This is a genomic window from Exiguobacterium sp. s59 (assembly GCF_018617475.1).
GTDB lineage: Bacteria > Bacillota > Bacilli > Exiguobacteriales > Exiguobacteriaceae > Exiguobacterium > Exiguobacterium aestuarii.
In genome coordinates, this window is the sequence record NZ_JACSKG010000005.1 from 286,585 (window position 1) to 306,928 (window position 20,344).

Genomic DNA, 20,344 nt, shown 5'->3' on the forward strand with positions numbered 1-20,344 from the left:
CCGTCTATTTGAATCTTTTCTAAAAGCATACACGTAATGATGAGAGAAGGGAGAGATTCGATTGAATAAACAACGTTTTCTCACCACATTGACCAGCTCCATCATCCTCTTTGTTGCCATGACCTTTATTTTTCGCAACGACTTTTCTCTATTCGCTGAAATGGCAATCATCTTTTTAGCGGTCGTTGTAGGTCAAACCATCCTCGAACGACTATTTCGACGCTTTGCGGAGCAACGGGTATCGAATAAGACGGTATTCGTCTCGTTTCTGTCGATGCTAGTGATATTATGGACGTTCGCGGGTATCCTTTTTGATTGAATACGAAATCATTTTTCTTGAACATATCCCAATCGCTTCAAATCTTCATAAACGAGCGAAGACAACAGCGTCCGCCCATCACCGTTCAAATGGTCCGGGTTATGGAAGAACGACTGCTCATGAATGAATCGTTCATCCCCCATATAATTGAGGAACGGAACATCTAAATCAAGCTTCTTTAGGTGCTGAAACACGAGACGTTCCATGACTTCTTCATCAAAATACGTATGATATGACGCATGTACCGGCTCCATCGCCAAGACAACGCGATATCCTTTTTGCTCACAATAGTCGATGATGTCTTTTAAATGCGTCATGTTCTTTTCAATCTCATGATTGTTCACAGCATTCTCATATTGGGCAGCCACTTCCTCATACTTACGCTCGGAATAGTTCAGTCCGCCATTCTCCCATGGCTTGTGCGCATCAAATCGAAAATCGCGGATTTCCCGGGAAATAGCGGCATAAGCACTGCCACTATTCAGTGCAGGGAACTCTTCATGCGTATAATATTGAAACAGGCTGACCGGCTCGATGTCTTCACGGTCCAAAACACGATAATAATTTGCCTTCCGACCGACATCTGAGTTGCTGAATGTGATTTGAGATAGGGACACAATCACGACCCCACCTGGTTTCAAGTGTTTATCGTATTCTTTTAACATCTTCAAGTCATATTCAATCGGTTGACTCGGTAACGCCAAGTCGAGATGCGACAATCCGGTCGGTTTAAAATAATACCCATACATCGCATGAGACGTACCCAAATTGATGATATCGACAGGATGAGGGTCTTCTTTAAACGCTAGGACGGCCCGATTGTTATTGTACTCCCACGAGTCTTTCACGAACTCGTTGACGGGAATAAAGATGGCGATAATCACGAGTAACACAACGACGATTTTAATTCCTAAACGCTTCATGCTAATTCCTTTCCTTGCATCTTAAAACCCACCGTATACAAATCCTTGCCCCGACACGCCAAACAAGAAGGCCGAGACAATCAAGAACAAGTTGATGGCCACGCTCGTCACGGCAGACTGACGTGCCATCCAATCCCAAGCCGAACCTTTCGTCCGTTCAATATGTTGGAACAAGTGAACGACGACAAAGACGACGAGGAAGATAATCAAATCGAGTAACGAGAACATTTGAATCGCCTGCATCATGCCTGACAGTGCCCATGAAGTAGGCGTCACGTACAATTTGGCATGCGAGAACGCCTCTGCCATCGAATGCGATTGAAAGAAGACGCGAGAGAAGCAGACGAGCTGGAACGTGATGGCGATTTTCCACCACCGATGCAGTGTCGGCACGCGGTCAAACCCAACCAACGATGCCATTTTTTCACGCTGCTGTTTCGTATGGTCTCCGAACACACGATAGATCCCATGAATGAGTCCCCATAAGACAAAGTTCCATGCAGCACCGTGCCAAATGCCACTCACTAAAAACGTCGCAAGGATGGCACCGTAAATCTGTTCGCGCTTCTTCTTCCCTTTCGCGAGCGGCATGAAAATATAATCCCGTAACCACATCGAGAGTGTGATGTGCCAACGATTCCAGAAGTCGGCAATCGATACAGCGAAGTGTGGCTGCTTGAAGTTTTCTGATAACCGAATCCCGAGCAATCTTGCACAACCGATGGCGATATCACTGCACGCCGAGAAGTCGGCGAATAATTGAATCGAGAACAGCATCGTCGCGAGGACGATCTCTGAACCGGTCGGGTCCGGGCTATTGAACACACTTGCGACAATCGGAGCCAATCGGTCAGCAATCAACGTCTTCTTGAAGAATCCCCAAATGATACGCTGAATCCCATAGCTGATATTGTCGTAATCGAGATGTTGTTCCGTCTTCAGTTGCGGAAGCAGCTTTTTCGCCCGCTCAATCGGCCCCGCCACGAGTTGCGGGAAGAAGGCGAAATAGACCGAGAAATAGCCGTAATGACGCTCTGCTTTTTGCTTCCCTCGCGAGACGTCCACGACATAACTGATGGCTTGGAACGTATAGAACGAGATGGCCAACGGCAAGACGATTTCTTTGTACGGCACATCATAATCAAATCCGCTCCATGCGGCGAACGAACGGAGCGAATCATTGACGAAATTAAAATATTTGAACCATCCGAGGAAGAAGACGAGAACCGAGACACCGACCCACATGAGCCGCTTCTTCTGTTCTTTCTTTTCTTGCTTCTCAATCAGAATCCCAATCACATAAGTGAAGGCGGTACTGATCAACAGAAGCGGAATGAATTGGACGCTCAACGTGGCGTAAAAGACATAGCTCGCCAAGAGGAGGAGCATCCATCGGAAACGATGTGGGACCACGTAGTACGTTCCGACAATGATTGTTAAAAATAAGAGAAATTCAACCGAAATAAAAGTCATATTTACCACCTGATGTTATGAAACTTGACGATGTACCGATTCCTGACAATCAGGTGGTCACAAGTTCTCGCTTCGGCAATGCGGCATAACGAATCTTTCCGAACGAATTGCGTGGAATCTCGTCAATCTGCATTACCCGAACACCTTTCACCTTGATTTGATCTTTGATGATTTTTTTAATTTGCGCCACGTCATCCTGTAACGTATACACGTATAGTTGGTCGTCTTCGCCAGCGCAAACGCAGTCGTGTCCTTGCTCTCGAAGGAGAGCCTCGACTTCGTCTAAGCTGATTCGACTCCCATATAGTTTAATCATGCGCTTGATTCGGCCGACGATGAAGTAGTATCCATCCTCATCGCGATATGCCATGTCACCCGTACGCAAGACACCTTGATGGTCGTCACCTTTCTCAAGATCGGCCAACGAGGTCGCGTATCCGAACGACACGTTGTCGCCTTGATACACCAATTCGCCCGTCACGTTCGCATCTTTGATGTCGTTTCCGGCCTCGTCTCGTAATGAGAGCGCCCCACCTGGGATGGCGATGCCGATACTCCCCGCTTTTTCCGCATGCATCCGATCCGGCAAATACGACATCCGGGCCGTTGCTTCCGTCTGACCGTACATGATGAAAAATTGTATCCCTTTTTCTTCACACACCGTCACGAAGTGCTGTGCGAGCTTCGAATCTAACTTCCCACCAGCTTGCGTCAACTTCTTCAAACTAGGAAGTTCATACGTCTCAAAATTCAACCGTTTCAACATCTCATAATGAAACGGGACCCCACCGAACGTCGTCGCCTGCTCGGTACGACATAACTCCCAAAACTCTTTTTGAACGAGCGAGCGGTCTGTCAGAATAATGGTCGCCCCTTTCAACAGATGACTGTTAATGATGGAGAGCCCATATGAATAGTTCATCGGAAGGGTCGTGATCGGTTTATCCGTTTGATCGATGTCGAGATAGTCGATGATCGATGTGGCGTTCGCTGATAGATTCTTATACGTGAGGCGGACAAATTTCGGACTTCCGGTACTCCCTGAAGTCGTCAACAGAAGGGCCAATTCATCATGAAGTTCATGGTGAACTGGTGCTCCTGTTTCAAACAAGGCGTAGCCGCCGTAACCGTAGTAAGCATTCAACGAGTTCGCCAAATCGTCCCTCGTCTCAGGAGCCCATACGTGCGTTGGTTCATACCGATCCATCAACTTCTGCAATTGCTCAGTCGGGATGTCCGCGTCCAACAAGACAGGTACGACGCGTCCCCGAATGAAACCGATATACCCGAAGAGCGACTCGATTCGGTTGGCACAAAGACAGAAGACGAGCGACCGTTCGCCGACTTCCTGACAAATCGAGTCCCCAACCTCTAACATCTCACCGTATGTGTAAGAACGGTCCGCATAGACCGCCTCACGATCCGTGTACTGCTCGAGTGTTTGAAAAAGTGTCATGATTTAATGTCCACACCGAGGCGCTGCAGCAACGCGATGCCAGACTGATACGAATGGAACTCCGTCATTTCATCCGAGTCGATATAGACGTCAAACGCATCCTCGATTTCTGCGATGAGCGTCATGTGTCCAATCGAATCCCATTCCGTCGATTCTCCGAGCTTCATGTCCTCGAGAACCACATCGTCCTCTAATTCCAATCCGTTTTTAAATGCCATGTTATATGCTTCAAGCGTGCTCATTGTATTCATCCTTTCACGTTCACTCCAACGGTTCGATTTCATCTATTATTATTGACTGATAATGATAATCATTTGCCTTGTGATTCTATCACAATTTTTTGAAATCGGTCAATTCTTCATAGGAGAAAAAACTTGGAGTTGAGCGATTTATGAATGAAAAAGACCACATCGTTACGATGTGGTCTCAGGAGACGATAAGACATATTCAAGTTGCAGATCGAGTGGTTCTGCTTTATAGATTTCTGGCACGATCTCTTTGGCTAATGTGCATCCCATCGCTTCATAGAAATGATACGTATCCACGGCCGGGTTCGCCCCGATGTAGAGTTTCTTCGCACCTCGATCGACCGCTGCCTGACAGACCTGTTCAAATAACACTTTACCAATCCCCTGTCCACGATTAGGACGACTCACATGAATAAATCCCAAATTCAAATACTGGGCTTCCGTTCCGAGCGGTTGTCCGTTCAGTCCAGCAAATCCAAGTAGCGTCTCGCCTTTCTGGATTGCCACAACAACGCCGCCACGGTCGATGTAGTAATTGAGAATATCAATGATCTGTTGTTTTTTCGCATCGTCCCATTCATCGATGTAATGCTCATCTTTTTGATAAAGTTGACCGCTCGGATCTACCGCATAGATGCGATGGGTTTCCTGAAAACGTTCAAAGGTTGCTAAAAAATCGGGAGCGATTTGATGTGTTAGAAGACTGATGGTTTGGTTCATATTTGGCTGCAGCTCCATTTCCTTGATTGAGAATATTACAGTCCGATGCCAAATAAATCGTTTTTATGAATCCTATCGTCCAATCTAGTTTTTATTTAGATTCATCTCATCTATAAGTGCATTGAGGCTCTTCCAAGATAACAAGGTGTAAGGTGGTTCCGTATCACTCGTTACAGGAAAACCTTCAGCAATGAGACTAGCCCGTTTGACGAATGGATCCCTTTTGCCAGACTGATACACGGCAATTTTTCGAGGCATGTCCTCATCGTCATCATAAGGTTCTGTCTTTAATCTCAATGTACTGATTTCATCTAATGAAGGAATTTCTTTTCCCTGCCAATCGTATATCTCAAAAAGTGGGTACCGATCACGTGTCCATTGCTCAATAATATCAATCACTTTTAACAGGATATATTCGGAAGAGTCCATTTGAAAACTGACAATGTCTCCTGATTTAAACGTCGTATTCGCTACAAAGCGCTTAGGAATCTTTTTAGCAAGTGGCTGAGGCTGATTCAATTGATGTTTTAACTTAAGAAGAACGGCCTCTCTTTTCTTCTTTAACTTTAAATCATCGTTCCAATTTTCTAGCTCGATTCCACTGTCAATAATCTCTACAGCATTTTGTTTTACGTGATCTTGTAATCGTCCTAGTTTCCATTGAATAAGTGCAAAGGAAAGCCAAAAAAGTATCATTTCCTCGTCATCTAATTCATCGATATGTTCTTGAATGACCCGTTCACTCGCTTGTTCATTCGAATAGCCGTCCCCTAGTAAATCTTTATAGCTAAACCGAATATCTTCGGCAAGATCATTCGATAAAATCGCCACTCCCCAAACACCCATATGATTCAACTCCTAAAAAAAGTCATCTAGAACAAGTATAAAACAATGTTCTACATGACTCTTTGAAAAATATTTATTTATGATACGGTTCATTCCGATTGATCCGATATGCTCGATAAATCTGTTCACATAATACGAGCTTCATAAGTTGATGCGGGAACGTCATCTTCGAGAACGAAATCGTATCGTCCGCTCGTTTCATCACATCGTCCGACAGACCGAGCGAACCCCCGATGACGAAAGCAATTTTACTCTTTCCATACGTTGCGAGTTGATCGAGTTCACGAGCGAACTCTTCACTCGTCCGCTGCTTCCCTTTGATCGCCAAGGCGATGACGTGCGTGTCCGGGGATATCTTCGCCAAAATTCGCTCGCCTTCCTTTTGTTTTACTAGTAACATATCTGCCTCACTTAAATGCTCGGGTGCTTTTTCGTCTGAGACCTCGATTTCCTGCACTTTTGCGTAGGCAGAGAGCCGTTTTGTATACTCGGCAATTCCTTGCTTTAAATATTTTTCTTTTAGTTTGCCGACCGTGATAATTGAAATATTCATCCAATTCTTCCTTTTTCCACAGTTTTTTTGGAGTTATCCATAGGGTTATCCACAGAGTTATCCACAAATCCACATGTTGATAATTAGTTTTTGCTTGACACAACATATGTCGCATCGGCTTCACAGAACTCACATGTCACTTGTTCACTTGTGGATAATTCCTCTAACAACGGGTACTCACCTGTTTCATCCACAATGATGTCTAAAGCGATTTCAACATGTTCCTTGCATACTTTTTTTTCCACAGTTTTTCCTCCTTAAAAAAGAAGCGTTGCCGCTTCTTTAAGTTGCTTCAGTTAAAGTCGCCTCGGTTTCTCTCGTTTCCCCGCGACGTAAATACTCAATCGTAATCGTATCACCGACCGTCGCATCTCGATAGAGCGCATCGCGTAAATCGACGTATCGTTTAATCTCCCGATCTCCGATTTGCGTGATGATATCACCGACGCGGAGTCCCGCCTCTTCAGCCGGACTACCTGGTGTCACCTCTTCGACGAAGACACCATCTTCTTGATCGAATGAGATGCCGTATTCTTCCCGGACGTTACCGGGTACGGCAATGACTTCTTGAATCGTGACCCCGAGCTGGGCCCGTGTCACTTTGCCGTCACGCTCTAACATGTCAATGACCGGTAGCGCCACGTTCACCGGAATCGAGAAGCCGACCCCTTCCACGCTCGCTTCGGCGATTTTCATCGAATTGATTCCGACGAGCTCCCCACGAACATTGATGAGGGCACCGCCCGAATTTCCTGGGTTGATCGCTGCGTCGGTCTGGATGACTTCTGCGTTGTAATCCATCAAGCCGTCGCTATTCGTATCGACCGGCACCGTCCGCTCGACACCACTGACGATACCACGGGTGACCGAGTTTGAGAAGACACCGAGCGGATTTCCGATGGCCATGACGGTCTCACCGGCCTGTAGCACGGTAGAATCGCCAAGCACGATCGGTTTCGCATCGATATTGTCCGGCAACTCGACTTCCGCGACCGCCAAATCGTTGAGCGGGTCCTCGCCTAAAATGGTCGCTGACGCAATCTGACCGTCGGAGAAGGCGATATTGATTTCATCCGCCTCTTCGATGACGTGGAAGTTCGTGACGATATACGCCGTGTTCCCTTCGACTTTATAAATGACGCCAGAGCCTGCGCCCGCCTCCCACTGCGAGTCTGAGGTGAAGGCACGCTGGATGTTCGTAATGCTGACGACGGACGTCTTCGCCCCGAGGACAGCGGTCGTGACGTCAGATTCGGTGACGGTCACGGCTTGCTCGGTCCGGGTCAGTTCATTCGTCACAAAACGAGAGGTCGGCGAATCCCAGAGCATTACTGTGACAAAAAACAAAGCCGCTCCTAAGAATCCGCCAACCCCTCCGAGTAACAACGGTTTTATATTCGGTCTCGGCTTGTGGCGTACGTGCTCTTCTTGCTTCGGACGCCATTCACTCCGAGACGGATACGTCGGTTTTTCTTCTTTTGCTTCGTGTGCTTCAGGTTCGACGTCTTGAGGTTCATACTCATGGTGTCTCTCTTCGTTCACGACGCGTCCCCCCTTCAAGACAGTGTGATAACTGTCTTTTCCCAAGTTTCCTTATAAAGAAACGAGCGAAGTGGGGATTGTCGGGTCCGTATCGCACAATTTGATGCGACCTAAGTCGACGTCCCGCATGCCGAGTGTTTGCGAGACGCTCATTTGCGCGAGCTCCTTCATATTGTTGTCCTTGCTTAAGTGCGCCAAATAGATCCGTTTCGTCCGGTCACCGATGACCTCGCTCATCGCAATCGCCGCATCCTCATTCGAGACGTGCCCATAATCGCCAAGGATTCGTCGTTTGACGCTCCACGGATAACGCCCCATTTGGAGCATCGAGACGTCATGGTTCGACTCGAAGATGAAGTCATCGGCCCCACGGATGACCCCTTTCATGCGGTCCGAGACGTAACCAGTGTCCGTGATGTGGGCTAAGCGTTTCCCATCGTGGGCAAACTGATAAAACATCGGGTCTGCTGCATCGTGACTCACGTTGAACGTCTCGATTTCAATATCACCGAACTGCTTCACGTCCCCTACCTCGATATGAAACTTCAAAGCCGGGTCAATCTTTCCGATGAGTGATTCCATCGCTTCCCACGTCTTCGCATTCGCATAAATCGGTAAGTTATACTTTCGTGCTAATATCCCTACACCTTTAATATGGTCGGAGTGCTCATGGGTGACGAGCAGTGCATCGATCCCATCAAACGACCGACCGATGGCTTCGATGCGTTGTTGCATCGCTTTCCCGGTCAATCCGGCATCGACGAGCAGCTTCGTCCGTTCCGTCTCGATATAGAGGGCGTTCCCAGTCGATCCGCTCGCTAACACACTATACTGTAAACTCACACCATCACTCCTTTCATTCTTTCGTTTCGAACTCGACGCGCTCTACCGTCCCATCGATGGCATTGACGAAATACACATGATCGTCGATCGCGATCGACCAGAGCGGTGGCATGATAATCAAACCGCCAGAGCTGTCGAGTGGTAAGCTATAAAACCCTGTGTTGATGGCCCGCATCTCTTGGTTCGGTTGGAAATACTTCCGTGACGCGAGTTGAGAGATGGCTTCACTGGCCGTTAACACGAGATCGTCCTGCGGTTTTGATGAGATGTCTTTCAAGTGACGTTGTTTATAATCCGTCACTTCATATTCCTCATTCAATTGAATCAAGATGAGGGATGGTCCGATATACATCTCCGAATCTCCCTCGACTTCGGGTGCCGAGAAAATCTTATTGTCTTCAAACGTTTGGACGAAGGCGATTTGTCTCGTCTTTTCATCATATCGCCAGTATGCATACTCTTCTCCGAACGGGACATATTCTGCCACGAACGTCGAAGCGGTCGTTCTCAAATCTTTTGCATCGAGCGGCACCGGCTGCTTCAGTTCGACTTCGAGTTGCATATTGTCGAGCGTCGTCGCCAGTTGGGCATCACGATTTTTCGTGATCATCGCGGCCGACATCTCTTCAGACGCCCCCGTCAAATATCCGATATCCCGACCCATTCGTGGCAATTTTGCCGGGTCGACATTTCGTTGATCTAAAATTTGTGCAATCGACGTATTGTCATTCGTCACGACTTCAGTCGCCCATGTTTCGGTCACCAATTGGAACAACAGATAGATGTTCAGGGCGAGGAAGGCGAAGATTAAAATCGTTTTCGCTTTACTCCAATCCACGATACATCATCCTTTCTGTCCAATCTTCTGACTGATTGTATGGGACCCAACGTCCGGCTTCACGTACGAACCAATTCGGTGAGAACGTCACATATCGGCTCGTATCTTCGTTATATTCAATCTCATAACCGATTCGAATCTCGGTCACGTTCTCAAACCGTCCAGAATTGATAAGTGTACCGAGTACTTCTTCCGCGTCAGCCAGTTGCGTCGTACCGACCGTAATCAAACGGTCAATCTCTAAGTGGTGACGGGTGATCGATCGGACTTGTGCCCCGTCGTTTTCCACACGCAATGTGGATAAGTCGATGGCGTCATTGTTTATAAACGCCTCACGTTGGCTAAAGACCGGGAATCCTTTCACATGAAAACGGAATACGGTCGTTTCAAATCCTTTGTTCGCCGGTGTGATCGCATCGAAACGAAGCGAGAGTCCTTGATTCTCAGAAGACTCGTCGACCCATCCACCATGGAAATTCACGAATTCGACAATCGAATCCAACCCGAGTGCCGTTTCACGCTCGGTGTCGTTCCGAGACAAGTTCCGATAGCGACTCGCGTTCAGCTTCGCGTCATATTCTGCTACGCTGACACCGTTCGTCAATGCACCGACCGAACTTGCCGGATCGACTTCTTGGACGTTCGGGTCGCCTGGGAAGAACGTGTCCCGCATCCAGTCGAGACGCGCATCGATTTGAATCGACGATACGTCATACGCGAACAACTCATTCATCTCCGGTCCGACGACCGGGATGTAGTTCACGCGTTCATCCGTATACGTCACCCGTTTCATCGTGCGACCCGAGTTTTTCAAGAACAGACTGTTCACGTCGCCGTTTCCAACCTTCGTCAACTTCCCTTCCCAAATCGATTGGTCACTCATGATCGTCCGGATAGTAAACGCATTGTCGTCCATGTAGATGAGCACACGCTGCGGAATCTTCCCAGACAGACTGTACGTGCCCGGCAACATGTAGCTGAGCGTATCCGCATAGTAAGCTTCCGGTAAAATCAACTCGAGCCCTTCGTTGATATCTGTGTAAAAGCTCGGGATATTCTTCGCGGCGAGCGGTTTGAACTCACTCGCTTCAAACGTATCCCGAATGACCCGCATCAACTGCTTCGGGGTGTTCTTCGAAGCGAAGACGGCGTTGTTGTCATGAACGACCGCCTGCACCGGAATGACGACTTGATTCGCCCGGCGTTGTAATGATTCGTCCACCGTCGTCAGCTGTGTCTCCGATTGGACTGACTGATAGGTGGGATGATAATCCCACAAAATGATGGTTTGAACAATCGACGTGACGATTAACGTGAGCAAAAGCAACGACTTCCACAGTTCTGGCTTTGCAATCGTAAACCGTTTCATCAATCATTCACCTCCACAATCGTATCGAACGGAATCGTGAAGTAAATCGTCGTGCCGCGGCCAAATTCACTCTCTGCCCAGATGTCCCCACCGTGAGCGGATACGACTTCTTTGGCAATCGATAGACCGAGTCCGGTTCCACCGATATTACGCGCCCGCGCCTTATCGACACGATAGAAGCGTTCGAAAATTTTCTTCAAGTTCGACTTCGGAATCCCGACCCCTTCATCTTTGATGCCGATGACGAGGCGTTTCGCCCGAAGCATCGTCCGGAACGTGATCGTACCGCCCTCCGGCGAGAACTTGATGGCATTCGTGATGATGTTATCAATCACTTGTGTCATCTTATCCTGGTCGGCATGCACATACACGCGGCGTTTCATCAGTTTCCGGCGGAATTGAATTGCGTCACCTTTCGTCATCTCGTGACGGTCGATGATGTCATTAAAGAACTGCACAAAGTCGAACTTCACTTTCTGCATCTTATATTCTTTACTGTCCATCTTCGAGAGTTGCAACAAGTCGTTGACGAGGCGAATCATCCGCTCCGTCTCGTTTTGTGTCGTCTCTAAGAAGCGTGGGGCCAACTCATCGTCCTGATAGGCACCTTCCGCAAGGACCTCCAAGTAACTACGCATCGTCGTGAGTGGTGTCCGCAACTCGTGACTGACGTTTGCGACGAACTCACGGCGATCTTGTTCGACTTGCTCTTGTTCGGTGACGTCGTGCAAGACGACGATGAGACCTGTGATCGGCCCGCTATGTTTTTGAATCGGTGAGAAATAGGCTCGGACGAGGAACAGTTCCTCATCCGTACTGAGGTCAATCAGTTTCGCCGGCATCGTCCCATCCTCCGGGATGACAATCTCTTCTTCGAACGCGAGGAGGCTTTGTAAATTCATTCCCATCGCCTCTTCTTCGTCGACCCCGATCATATCGCGTGCCTGGTCGTTCATTAAAATGACCCGTAACGAACGGTCGGTCGCGACCACACCGTCCGACATGTTCTCGAGGACACTCGTCAATCGGCGACGCTCGGCTTCCGTCGTTGCGTTCGCCTCCATCAACTCGTCTGTCAATTCGTTGAACGCATATGCGAGTTGACCGACCTCGTCATCCGAGTACACTTTAACTTTCCGCGAGAAGTTCCCTTTTCGCATCTCGACGGCTTGCCGACGCATATCGGCAATCGGTCGTGTGATCGTTCGAGATAACAGGATACCGAGGAAGGACGTGATGATCAGTGCGATGACCGTTCCGGTTGCGAGGATGCGGATGACTTGTTCCATCTGGTTATAGATGGATTGCATCGATGCCTCGATATAGATCATGCCGATTGTGGTCCCGTCTACTTCCGATTTGACTGGAACGGCGACGACACGCATCCGATCATTCGAATCTTCATAGACGAGCGTCTCTTGTGCGCCGCCTGTCGCGAATGATTTTTGAATAAACGTACTCGCCGTCCGTTGTCCGACGAGACTTTGATTGTTCTGGTTCGAGGTCGCCCGTACGACACTGTTCGTGTCGATGATTTGGACTTCTCGAATGTCGTCAGCTAGCGTCGTGCTCTCGGTAAAGTCAGACAGCAGCTGATCCAGTAACTGGTTCAACTGCTGGTCCGTGGTCGAGTCACTCTCGTTCGCGGCGATCCCCTCACTGACGTTATAGCTCAGTAGGTTCGCCCGGTCGACGAGTGACTGCGAGAAGTTGTTGATGTATTGCCGTTCCAAAGAACGCACAAAGTACACGCCGATGACTTGCATCGCAACGAGAATGAGCAGCGCATAGATGACGACGAGCTTCCACTGGATTGATTTAAAGAAGTTCGTCCGTTTCATCGTTTAATCTTCTTCTCCTGCCTTCAAATAATACCCGACTCCGCGACGTGTGATGATATACGTCGGTGTCGATGGGTTGTCTTCTACTTTTTCGCGAAGACGGCGTACGGTGACATCCACGGTACGAACGTCCCCGAAGTAATCATAGCCCCATACGGTTTGGAGCAAATGCTCACGCGTCATCACTTGACCGATATTTTGCGCGAGGTAATGAATCAATTCGAACTCGCGATGCGTCAGCTCGATCTTCTCTTCCCGTTTCGTCACCATGTACGAGTCCGGGTGAATCGTCAAGTCGCCGATCACGATATCGTTCGCGTTCGCACCTTTTGCTTCAGGCGCCGGCGCTGTCGCATGACGTCGCATGTTCGCTTTGACGCGAGCCAACAACTCACGTGAGCTGAACGGTTTCGTGACGTAATCATCCGCACCAAGCTCTAGCCCGAGCACTTTATCGATTTCTGAGTCTTTTGCCGTCAACATGATGATTGGCATGTCATACTTCTTGCGTACCTCACGGCATACTTCCATACCGTCTTTGAGCGGAAGCATGATATCGAGTAAGATGAGATCCGGTTGAATCTCTTCCACTTTCACGAGCGCTTCTTCGCCGTCATAGGCGACATGCACCTGATAACCTTCTTTTTCAAGTTTAAACTTCAATATATCTGCGATTGGTTGTTCGTCATCTACCACTAAAATCGTACGATCCATTCAGTGAGTCCTCCTCTTATCATTAAACGTACATGCCTACATTGTAACTCTTTTTATACAGCTTAGAAAGCGTGGTCCATTTCCGTGGAAATGAAAAAGAGAGCCGCAATGGCTCCCTTTCTTATGCTTCGTAAATGTCACGCAAGATGACCGTCTGCTCACGAGCCGGTCCGACCGAGAAGGTCAATAACTCAATACCCGTCAATTCTTCGATGCGACGCACGTAACGCTTCGCATTCTCTGGAAGATCGTCGAAGTTACGGACGCCCGTAATATCTTCTGTCCAGCCAGGAAGTTCTTCGTACACTGGTACACACTTCTCAAGGACACGGAAGTTCGGTGGGTATTCGTCAAGATGCTTTCCTTCGTACTCATACGATGTACAAATCTTGAGCGTCTCAAGACCTGTCAATACATCGATTGAGTTGAGGCAAAGATCTGTGATCCCGCTGACACGACGTGAGTGACGGACGACGACCGAGTCGAACCAGCCGACACGACGTGGACGGCCTGTTGTCGTTCCGTATTCTTTCCCGACTTCACGGATTGTATGACCAATCTCATCATCGAGTTGTGTCGGGAACGGACCGTCACCGACGCGTGACGTGTATGCCTTACAGACGCCGACAACGTGATGAATTTTCGATGGGCCGATTCCGGCACCACTTGATACACCACCAGACGCTGCGTTCGACGATGTGACGAACGGGTACGTTCCGTGGTCGATATCGAGAAGGACACCTTGTGCTCCCTCAAAGAGAACCTTCTTCTCTTCGTCGAGCGCATCGTTCAAGACGACAGATGTATCACACACGTATTTCGCGAACTGTTGGCCATACGCGTAGTACTCTTCAAAGATATCATCAAATTCGACTGGGTCGACCTCATACATTTTCACGAACATGCGGTTTTTCAATTCGAGAACGGTCTTTAATTTCTCCGCAAACACTTCTTTGTCGAGAAGGTCCGCGATACGAATCCCGATGCGTGCCGCTTTGTCCATGTATGCTGGACCGATTCCTTTAAGTGTCGTCCCGACTTTCGCATCACCTTTTGCATCTTCCTCTAAACGGTCTTGAAGTTGGTGATACGGCAAGATGATATGCGCCCGGTTCGAGATACGGAGGTTGTCCGTGCTCACACCGCGTTCATGTAAGTAAGCAAGTTCCGTCACGAGTGATTTCGGGTTGACGACCATTCCGTTCCCGATGACACACGTCTTATCCGAATAGAAGATACCCGACGGAATGAGGTGAAGTTTATATTTCGTATCATTGAAGACGATCGTGTGACCAGCGTTGTCTCCCCCTTGATAACGCGCGACGACTTCGGCTTGTTTCGATAAGAAATCGGTGATTTTCCCTTTCCCTTCATCGCCCCACTGCGTTCCCACTACGACTACTGATGACATAATGAATCCTCCTTATTAATCAACGTTCTGTTCAAACCATCCGTAAGTGTACACTTGAAAAGCAAGAAAGTCAATCCAATACCGAACGTTTTATACAACATGTAACTATTCGTTCGTTATTTTACGACTTACCTATACAAAAAAAGACACCACCGACGTTACATCGGTGGCGCGAAGGCTTGTGTCTCCATATTGACGAACTTGTTGTACTCTTTCCGGAAGGAGAGCTTGACCGTACCGGTCGGACCGTTACGTTGTTTCGCAATAATGATTTCAATCGTATTGGCGTCTTCACTCTCTTTATCGTAATAGTCATCACGATAGAGGAAGGCAACGATATCGGCATCCTGCTCAATCGCTCCTGATTCACGGATATCCGACATCATCGGGCGCTTGTCTTGACGGCTCTCTACTCCACGTGAGAGCTGCGACAAGGCGATGACCGGCACTTGCAGTTCCCGTGCAATCGCTTTGAGCGTACGCGAGATTTCGGAAACTTCCTGTTGGCGGTTCTCGCCCGGCTTCCCGTTCCCGACGATGAGCTGCAAGTAGTCAATCATGATCATCCCGAGACCATGTTCTTGCTTCAAGCGACGACATTTCGCCCGAATCTCGTTGACACGAAGACCTGGCGTATCGTCGATATAGATGCCCGCTTGGGAGAGCGATGACATCGCAAGTGACAAGCGACCCCAGTCTTCCGCTTCAAGACGACCGGTCCGGAGGCGTTGGGCATCGATATTCCCTTCCGCACACAACATACGCATGACGAGCTGTTCCGCACCCATCTCTAAACTGAAGATGGCGACGTTCTCGCCCGTACGGACAGCAACGTTTTGCGAGATGTTCAAGGCGAATGCGGTCTTCCCGACAGATGGACGAGCGGCCACGATAATCAAATCGTTTCGTTGGAAACCGGCCGTCATCTTATCCAAATCGGTAAACCCTGTCGCAATACCGGTGATTTCACCGCTCGACTGATGCAGCTTTTCAATCGTCGAATAGGCATCCGATAGGACGGAACCAATCGGATGGAAACTCGATTGCCCCTTACGTTGCGATACTTTTAAAATGTTCCGTTCTGCATCTGAGAGGACAGAATCGACCTCATCTTGGCGCTCATAACCATCTGAAACGATATTTGTCGCCGTTCGAATCAGGCGACGAAGTGCTGCTTTTTGGTCGACGACATTCAAATAATAGCCGATGTTCCCGATGGCCGGGACCGATTCCGCGACCTCGGCCAAATAGTTGAGGCCGCCGATTTCGTCTAAAATGCCCTGCGCCTGAAGCTCTGAACTGAGCGTGACCAAGTCGACAAGTTCACCCCGGTCATTGATCTTTAACATCGCTTCAAAGATGCGTTGGTGGCTGACGCGATAAAAGTCGTCCGGGTCGACCCGCTCTGAGGCCGTGATCAGCCGGTCCGAATCGAGGATGATCGCCCCTAAGACGGCTTGCTCCGCTTCCACGCTATGTGGTGGTGTATTGACTTGAATCGCATCACTCATCCGTCTCTACCTCACCTTCAGGCTTCTTGTACATGTACGTTCAACGTCGCGACGACGTCATGGTGCAACTTCACTGGCACTTTTGTGAAACCGAGCGCCTTGATCGGGTGCTCGAGCTCGATTTTACGCTTATCGATTTTGTAGCCCATCGATTTGAGGGCATCTGCGATTTGTTTGCTCGTGACCGATCCGAACACGCGTCCACCTTCACCGGCTTTCGTCGTAACGGCAATCGTCTCTTTTTCAAGTTTCGCTTTGAGTTGTTGCGCTTCTTTCAACTCTTCTTCTGCCGCTTCTTCGGCACGACGCTCTTTCGCTGCGAACGCTTTTAAGTTTCCAGGTGTCGCTTCAACCGCCAAGTTTTTCTTGAACAAGACGTTTTTCGCGTAAGCATCGGCTACGTTCTTCACTTCTCCAGCTTTCCCTTGCCCTTTTACATCTACTTTCAAAATGACTTTCATTCTAATTCCTCTCCTTCAGTATCATCTGTCAAATAATGATCAATCGCCTCTTTTAACAAGACGTTTGCTTGTTCGCGACTCATCTCGAGTTGTGTCGCCGCATTCGTCAAATGTCCGCCCCCATCAAGCATTTCCATGATGACTTGGACGTTGACGTCACCAAGCGACCTAGCGCTGATGCCCGTTCGCCCATCTGGTAAAATCGCGATGACGAACGAGGCTTTGACACCTTCCATATTGAGCAATTGGTCTGCCGACTGGGCAATCAATACTTGATGATGAGCCTCGTCGTCAGAAGCGACCGCAATCGCCATACCATCTGCGTAAATCTCGGTGTTTTTCAAAATCTGTGACTGCTCGATATAGGCATCGAGGTCTTGACGCATGAAGTGCTGCACGAGCACCGTGTCAGCTCCCTGAATGCGTAAGTAGGACGCCGCATCGAACGTACGTGAACCTGTGCGGAGCGTAAAGCCTTTCGTATCGACCATGATTCCTGCAAGAAGTGACGTCGCCTCGAGAATCGAGAGCTTGCGACTTCCCGCCTGATACTCGATCAACTCCGTGACGAGCTCACATGTCGATGAGGCGTAAGGCTCCATGTACACCAGGACCGGGTCCTCGATGAATTCTTCCCCGCGACGATGGTGGTCGATTACGACGACGCGCTCCGCCCGATACAAGATATCCTTTGAAATGACGAGTGAAGGACGATGCGTGTCGACGACGACAAGGAGTGTCTGTTCGTCGATGAGCGGCTGTGCTTCATATTCGGTCAAGAACTGACTATATAAGGAGTCATCGTTCTCCACTTCTTGAACGAGCCGTTGAATACCGATGCTCGTCTCACCTGACGGCATCACTACGTACGCCTCACGTCCGACAAACTCAGCCAATTTCATGATCCCGATGGAAGCTCCGAGCGAGTCCATATCTGGATTTTTATGTCCCATGATGAGGACGCGGCTCGACTCCCGAATCAAATCACGCATCGAGTTCGAGATGACACGTGCCCGGACGCGCGTCCGTTTCTCCGTCGGATTTGTCTTTCCTCCAAAGAAGCGGACTTTTCCGTTATGACGTTTGACGACGGCCTGGTCACCACCGCGACCTAGTCCGAGATCGAGGCTCGATTGCGATAAATTACCGAGCTCCGTCAATGTCGTCTCTCCACATCCAATTCCAATCGATAACGTCAACGGAATTTTTTGTTCCTTCGTCGCATCGCGCACTTCATCCAAAATCGAAAAACGATTGTTTTCAAGTTCGGATAACGTCCGCTCGTTCATGACGAGGAAAAAGCGGTCTGCTGCCGTACGGCGCATGTAGACATGATGTCGCTGCGCCCATTGGTTGAGAAGCACCGTCACACGACGATTCACGTCACTGCGCACTTGCTCATCCACCGCAGTCGACATCTCGTCATAGTTATCTAAATACAAAATACCAATGACCGTTTGTGTTTGAACATACTTTTGCTCAATCTCCGCTTCTTCGGTCATGTCAAACAAATAGAGTGTTTGATGTGTTTGATTGTAATAGACACGGTAGACGCGGTCACCCACTTCAATCGTGGCTTCATCCTCTTCTTCTTCAATCAATTCATCGAATGCGGAATGGAGCGCATCGAGCGGTACACCAATCGCCATATCGAGTTCGAAGATCAATCGCGATTGTTCGTTAAACCAACTGATGCGTCGGTCTTGATCAAAGACTAAAATCCCGATCGGCATCGTCGTCAACGCTTCTTTCCCGACCTCCTCGATTTGATGAGAGAGTGAGAGGACATACTGTTCCCAATTTTTACGTTCCCGTCGCATCGTCACTTGCTGATAGATATAAAAGATCAGCGTGCCCATAAACAGGGTGATTGCTGCCACAATGCTGTAGAACGCCAATCCAAACGAGACAAAAAATCCAATCACATATGGAATCATGTGCCGCGCGTATTGGTTCTTCACGGATGTTATTGCTTCACCACTGTGCATGTATGCCTCCTAAAATGAGTAATGTTCACCCATGGAATCGTAAAGGTTTCTGCTCTATCATACCATATTCGTCGGTTTCACTTACACACTTACAAACGAGGTAAAATACAAAAAAACGACTTATCCAAAAGGATAAGCCGTTCGTCAAACATTACTCTGCAACGTATGGAAGCAAAGCCATTTGACGTGAGCGCTTGATAGCGACAGTAAGTGGACGTTGGTATTTCGCTGAAGTACCAGTCACACGACGTGGAAGAATTTTACCACGCTCCGAAACGAAGCGTTTGAGCAATTCTACGTCTTTATAATCGATATGAGTGATGTTGTTCGACGTAAAGAAACATACTTTACGACGACGACGACCTCCTGGACGACGTGCCATGTGAAGACCTCCTTTATAAGTTAGTTTTGGTTGTCAATGATGATTAGAATGGCAGATCATCATCTGACAAGTCGATTTTGCCGCCACCCGAGAACGGATCTGCGTCAAAACCTTTATTCGAATTCGAGGACTGAGATGAAGTCGAAGCAGCTCCTGCGCCCCATCCTGATCCACTTGATTCACCACCACCGAAGACATCTCCAGATGGTGCTTGCTCACGTTGCCCTGAGGCTCCGCGTGGTTCAAGGAAGCGTACGCTGTCGGCGACTACTTCTGCCCGGTAACGACGTTGGCCATCTTGTCCTTCGTAACTACTGATTTGAAGGCGACCGTCAACGCCGGCCATGCTGCCCTTTTTCAAGTATTGTGCTACGTTCTCTGCTTGTTTGCGCCAAACGACGCAATCAATAAAGTCCGTCTCGCGCTTCCCATCTTGTCCAGCGAATGGACGATCGCAAGCGAGAGTAAGGCGTGTTACGGCGATTCCGCTCTGCGTATAACGCATTTCCGGATCGCGAGTCAATCGACCAACTAACACAACTCGGTTAATCATCTCCAAGCTCCCCTTTCACGATACGAGACGTTAAGGATTAACGCTCGTCTTTTGTTGTCATTTGACGGACAACGTCGTCAGAGATCTTCATGAGACGCTCTGTTTCTTGGATCGCTTTAGGTTCAGCAACGATGTTAAGAAGAACGTAGTGTCCTTCGCGCATCTTGTTGATTTCATAAGCGAAACGACGTTTACCCATGTCTGTTGTTTTTTCAACAGTACCACCGTTTTCAGTGATGACGTTGTTGAAGCGCTCGATTAAAGCTTTCTTCGCTTCCTCATCAACTGATGGACGGATAATGTAAAGAAGTTCGTATTTACGCATTATCTTTCACCTCCTCTTGGACTAACGG

General features: G+C 48.6%; 22 protein-coding genes. 1 reads left to right on the forward strand and 21 read right to left on the reverse strand.

Annotation, left to right across the window (positions count from 1 at the left end; translation table 11 throughout):
• Window positions 1-160: 160 nt before the first annotated feature.
• Window positions 161-319 (forward strand): hypothetical protein, encoded by a 159-nt coding sequence (locus KNO91_RS11895; protein ID WP_214818144.1) that lies wholly within the window; start codon window positions 161-163, stop codon window positions 317-319.
• 8 nt (window positions 320-327) lie between these two features.
• On the opposite strand, the gene KNO91_RS11900 is transcribed toward KNO91_RS11895, so the two are convergent.
• The 21 genes from KNO91_RS11900 to rpsF all read right to left on the reverse strand — a co-directional run bounded on the left by KNO91_RS11900 (window position 328) and on the right by rpsF (window position 20,316).
• Complete coding sequence (locus KNO91_RS11900) at window positions 328-1,242, reverse strand: hypothetical protein (RefSeq protein ID WP_214795809.1); 915 nt, start codon at window positions 1,240-1,242, stop codon at window positions 328-330.
• 21 nt (window positions 1,243-1,263) lie between these two features.
• On the reverse strand, window positions 1,264-2,715 hold the full coding sequence (locus KNO91_RS11905) for an MBOAT family O-acyltransferase (protein WP_214795807.1): 1,452 nt from the start codon (window positions 2,713-2,715) through the stop codon (window positions 1,264-1,266).
• Window positions 2,716-2,764: 49 nt separating this feature from the next.
• Window positions 2,765-4,171: an AMP-binding protein gene (locus KNO91_RS11910; protein ID WP_214818148.1), complete on the reverse strand. Its 1,407-nt coding sequence runs from the start codon at window positions 4,169-4,171 to the stop codon at window positions 2,765-2,767.
• Entirely contained in the window at window positions 4,168-4,413 is a 246-nt protein-coding gene (locus tag KNO91_RS11915) for an acyl carrier protein (protein ID WP_214795803.1), read from the reverse strand. Before KNO91_RS11915 ends, KNO91_RS11910 begins: the two co-directional genes overlap by 4 nt.
• Before the next feature lie 171 nt (window positions 4,414-4,584).
• Window positions 4,585-5,139, reverse strand: a complete 555-nt coding sequence (locus KNO91_RS11920; protein ID WP_214818150.1) for a GNAT family N-acetyltransferase — start codon at window positions 5,137-5,139, stop codon at window positions 4,585-4,587.
• 84 nt (window positions 5,140-5,223) lie between these two features.
• Entirely contained in the window at window positions 5,224-5,985 is a 762-nt protein-coding gene (locus KNO91_RS11925) for a hypothetical protein (protein WP_214818152.1), read from the reverse strand.
• 73 nt (window positions 5,986-6,058) lie between these two features.
• Window positions 6,059-6,538: a 23S rRNA (pseudouridine(1915)-N(3))-methyltransferase RlmH gene (rlmH, locus tag KNO91_RS11930; protein WP_015880244.1), complete on the reverse strand. Its 480-nt coding sequence runs from the start codon at window positions 6,536-6,538 to the stop codon at window positions 6,059-6,061.
• A gap of 83 nt (window positions 6,539-6,621) precedes the next feature.
• Window positions 6,622-6,783 carry a CxxH/CxxC protein gene (locus KNO91_RS11935; protein ID WP_214696548.1) on the reverse strand — a complete coding sequence of 54 codons (162 nt, stop codon included), beginning with the start codon at window positions 6,781-6,783 and terminating at the stop codon, window positions 6,622-6,624.
• 37 nt (window positions 6,784-6,820) lie between these two features.
• Window positions 6,821-8,080: a S1C family serine protease gene (locus KNO91_RS11940; protein WP_214818153.1), complete on the reverse strand. Its 1,260-nt coding sequence runs from the start codon at window positions 8,078-8,080 to the stop codon at window positions 6,821-6,823.
• A 51-nt stretch (window positions 8,081-8,131) separates the two neighbouring features.
• Entirely contained in the window at window positions 8,132-8,923 is a 792-nt protein-coding gene (locus tag KNO91_RS11945; RefSeq protein ID WP_214818155.1) for an MBL fold metallo-hydrolase, read from the reverse strand.
• Window positions 8,924-8,936: 13 nt separating this feature from the next.
• Window positions 8,937-9,761, reverse strand: coding sequence for a two-component system regulatory protein YycI (locus KNO91_RS11950; protein WP_214818157.1), 825 nt, complete (start codon window positions 9,759-9,761; stop codon window positions 8,937-8,939).
• A complete protein-coding gene (yycH, locus tag KNO91_RS11955) occupies window positions 9,748-11,130 on the reverse strand; it encodes a two-component system activity regulator YycH (RefSeq protein WP_214818159.1) in 1,383 nt (460 codons plus the stop codon). The genes KNO91_RS11950 and yycH overlap by 14 nt, the downstream gene beginning before the upstream one ends.
• Entirely contained in the window at window positions 11,130-12,971 is a 1,842-nt protein-coding gene (gene walK / locus KNO91_RS11960; protein ID WP_074034022.1) for a cell wall metabolism sensor histidine kinase WalK, read from the reverse strand. The genes yycH and walK overlap by 1 nt, the downstream gene beginning before the upstream one ends.
• 3 nt (window positions 12,972-12,974) lie before the next feature.
• Window positions 12,975-13,685 (reverse strand): response regulator YycF, encoded by a 711-nt coding sequence (gene yycF, locus KNO91_RS11965; RefSeq protein WP_214696534.1) that lies wholly within the window; start codon window positions 13,683-13,685, stop codon window positions 12,975-12,977.
• A 121-nt stretch (window positions 13,686-13,806) separates the two neighbouring features.
• A complete protein-coding gene (locus KNO91_RS11970) occupies window positions 13,807-15,096 on the reverse strand; it encodes an adenylosuccinate synthase (protein ID WP_214789946.1) in 1,290 nt (429 codons plus the stop codon).
• A gap of 158 nt (window positions 15,097-15,254) precedes the next feature.
• A complete protein-coding gene (gene dnaB, locus KNO91_RS11975) occupies window positions 15,255-16,607 on the reverse strand; it encodes a replicative DNA helicase (protein ID WP_015880235.1) in 1,353 nt (450 codons plus the stop codon).
• A 17-nt stretch (window positions 16,608-16,624) separates the two neighbouring features.
• Entirely contained in the window at window positions 16,625-17,068 is a 444-nt protein-coding gene (gene rplI, locus KNO91_RS11980) for a 50S ribosomal protein L9 (RefSeq protein WP_214696532.1), read from the reverse strand.
• Window positions 17,065-19,056, reverse strand: a complete 1,992-nt coding sequence (locus tag KNO91_RS11985) for a DHH family phosphoesterase (protein ID WP_214789944.1) — start codon at window positions 19,054-19,056, stop codon at window positions 17,065-17,067. Before KNO91_RS11985 ends, rplI begins: the two co-directional genes overlap by 4 nt.
• A 151-nt stretch (window positions 19,057-19,207) precedes the next feature.
• On the reverse strand, window positions 19,208-19,438 hold the full coding sequence (gene rpsR, locus KNO91_RS11990) for a 30S ribosomal protein S18 (RefSeq protein ID WP_015880232.1): 231 nt from the start codon (window positions 19,436-19,438) through the stop codon (window positions 19,208-19,210).
• 43 nt (window positions 19,439-19,481) lie between these two features.
• Window positions 19,482-19,991 (reverse strand): single-stranded DNA-binding protein, encoded by a 510-nt coding sequence (ssb, locus tag KNO91_RS11995; protein WP_015880231.1) that lies wholly within the window; start codon window positions 19,989-19,991, stop codon window positions 19,482-19,484.
• A 37-nt stretch (window positions 19,992-20,028) separates the two neighbouring features.
• The gene (rpsF, locus tag KNO91_RS12000; protein WP_074034039.1) at window positions 20,029-20,316 is read right to left on the reverse strand and encodes a 30S ribosomal protein S6; all 288 of its coding nucleotides are present in this window, start codon (window positions 20,314-20,316) and stop codon (window positions 20,029-20,031) included.
• Window positions 20,317-20,344: the final 28 nt, after the last annotated feature.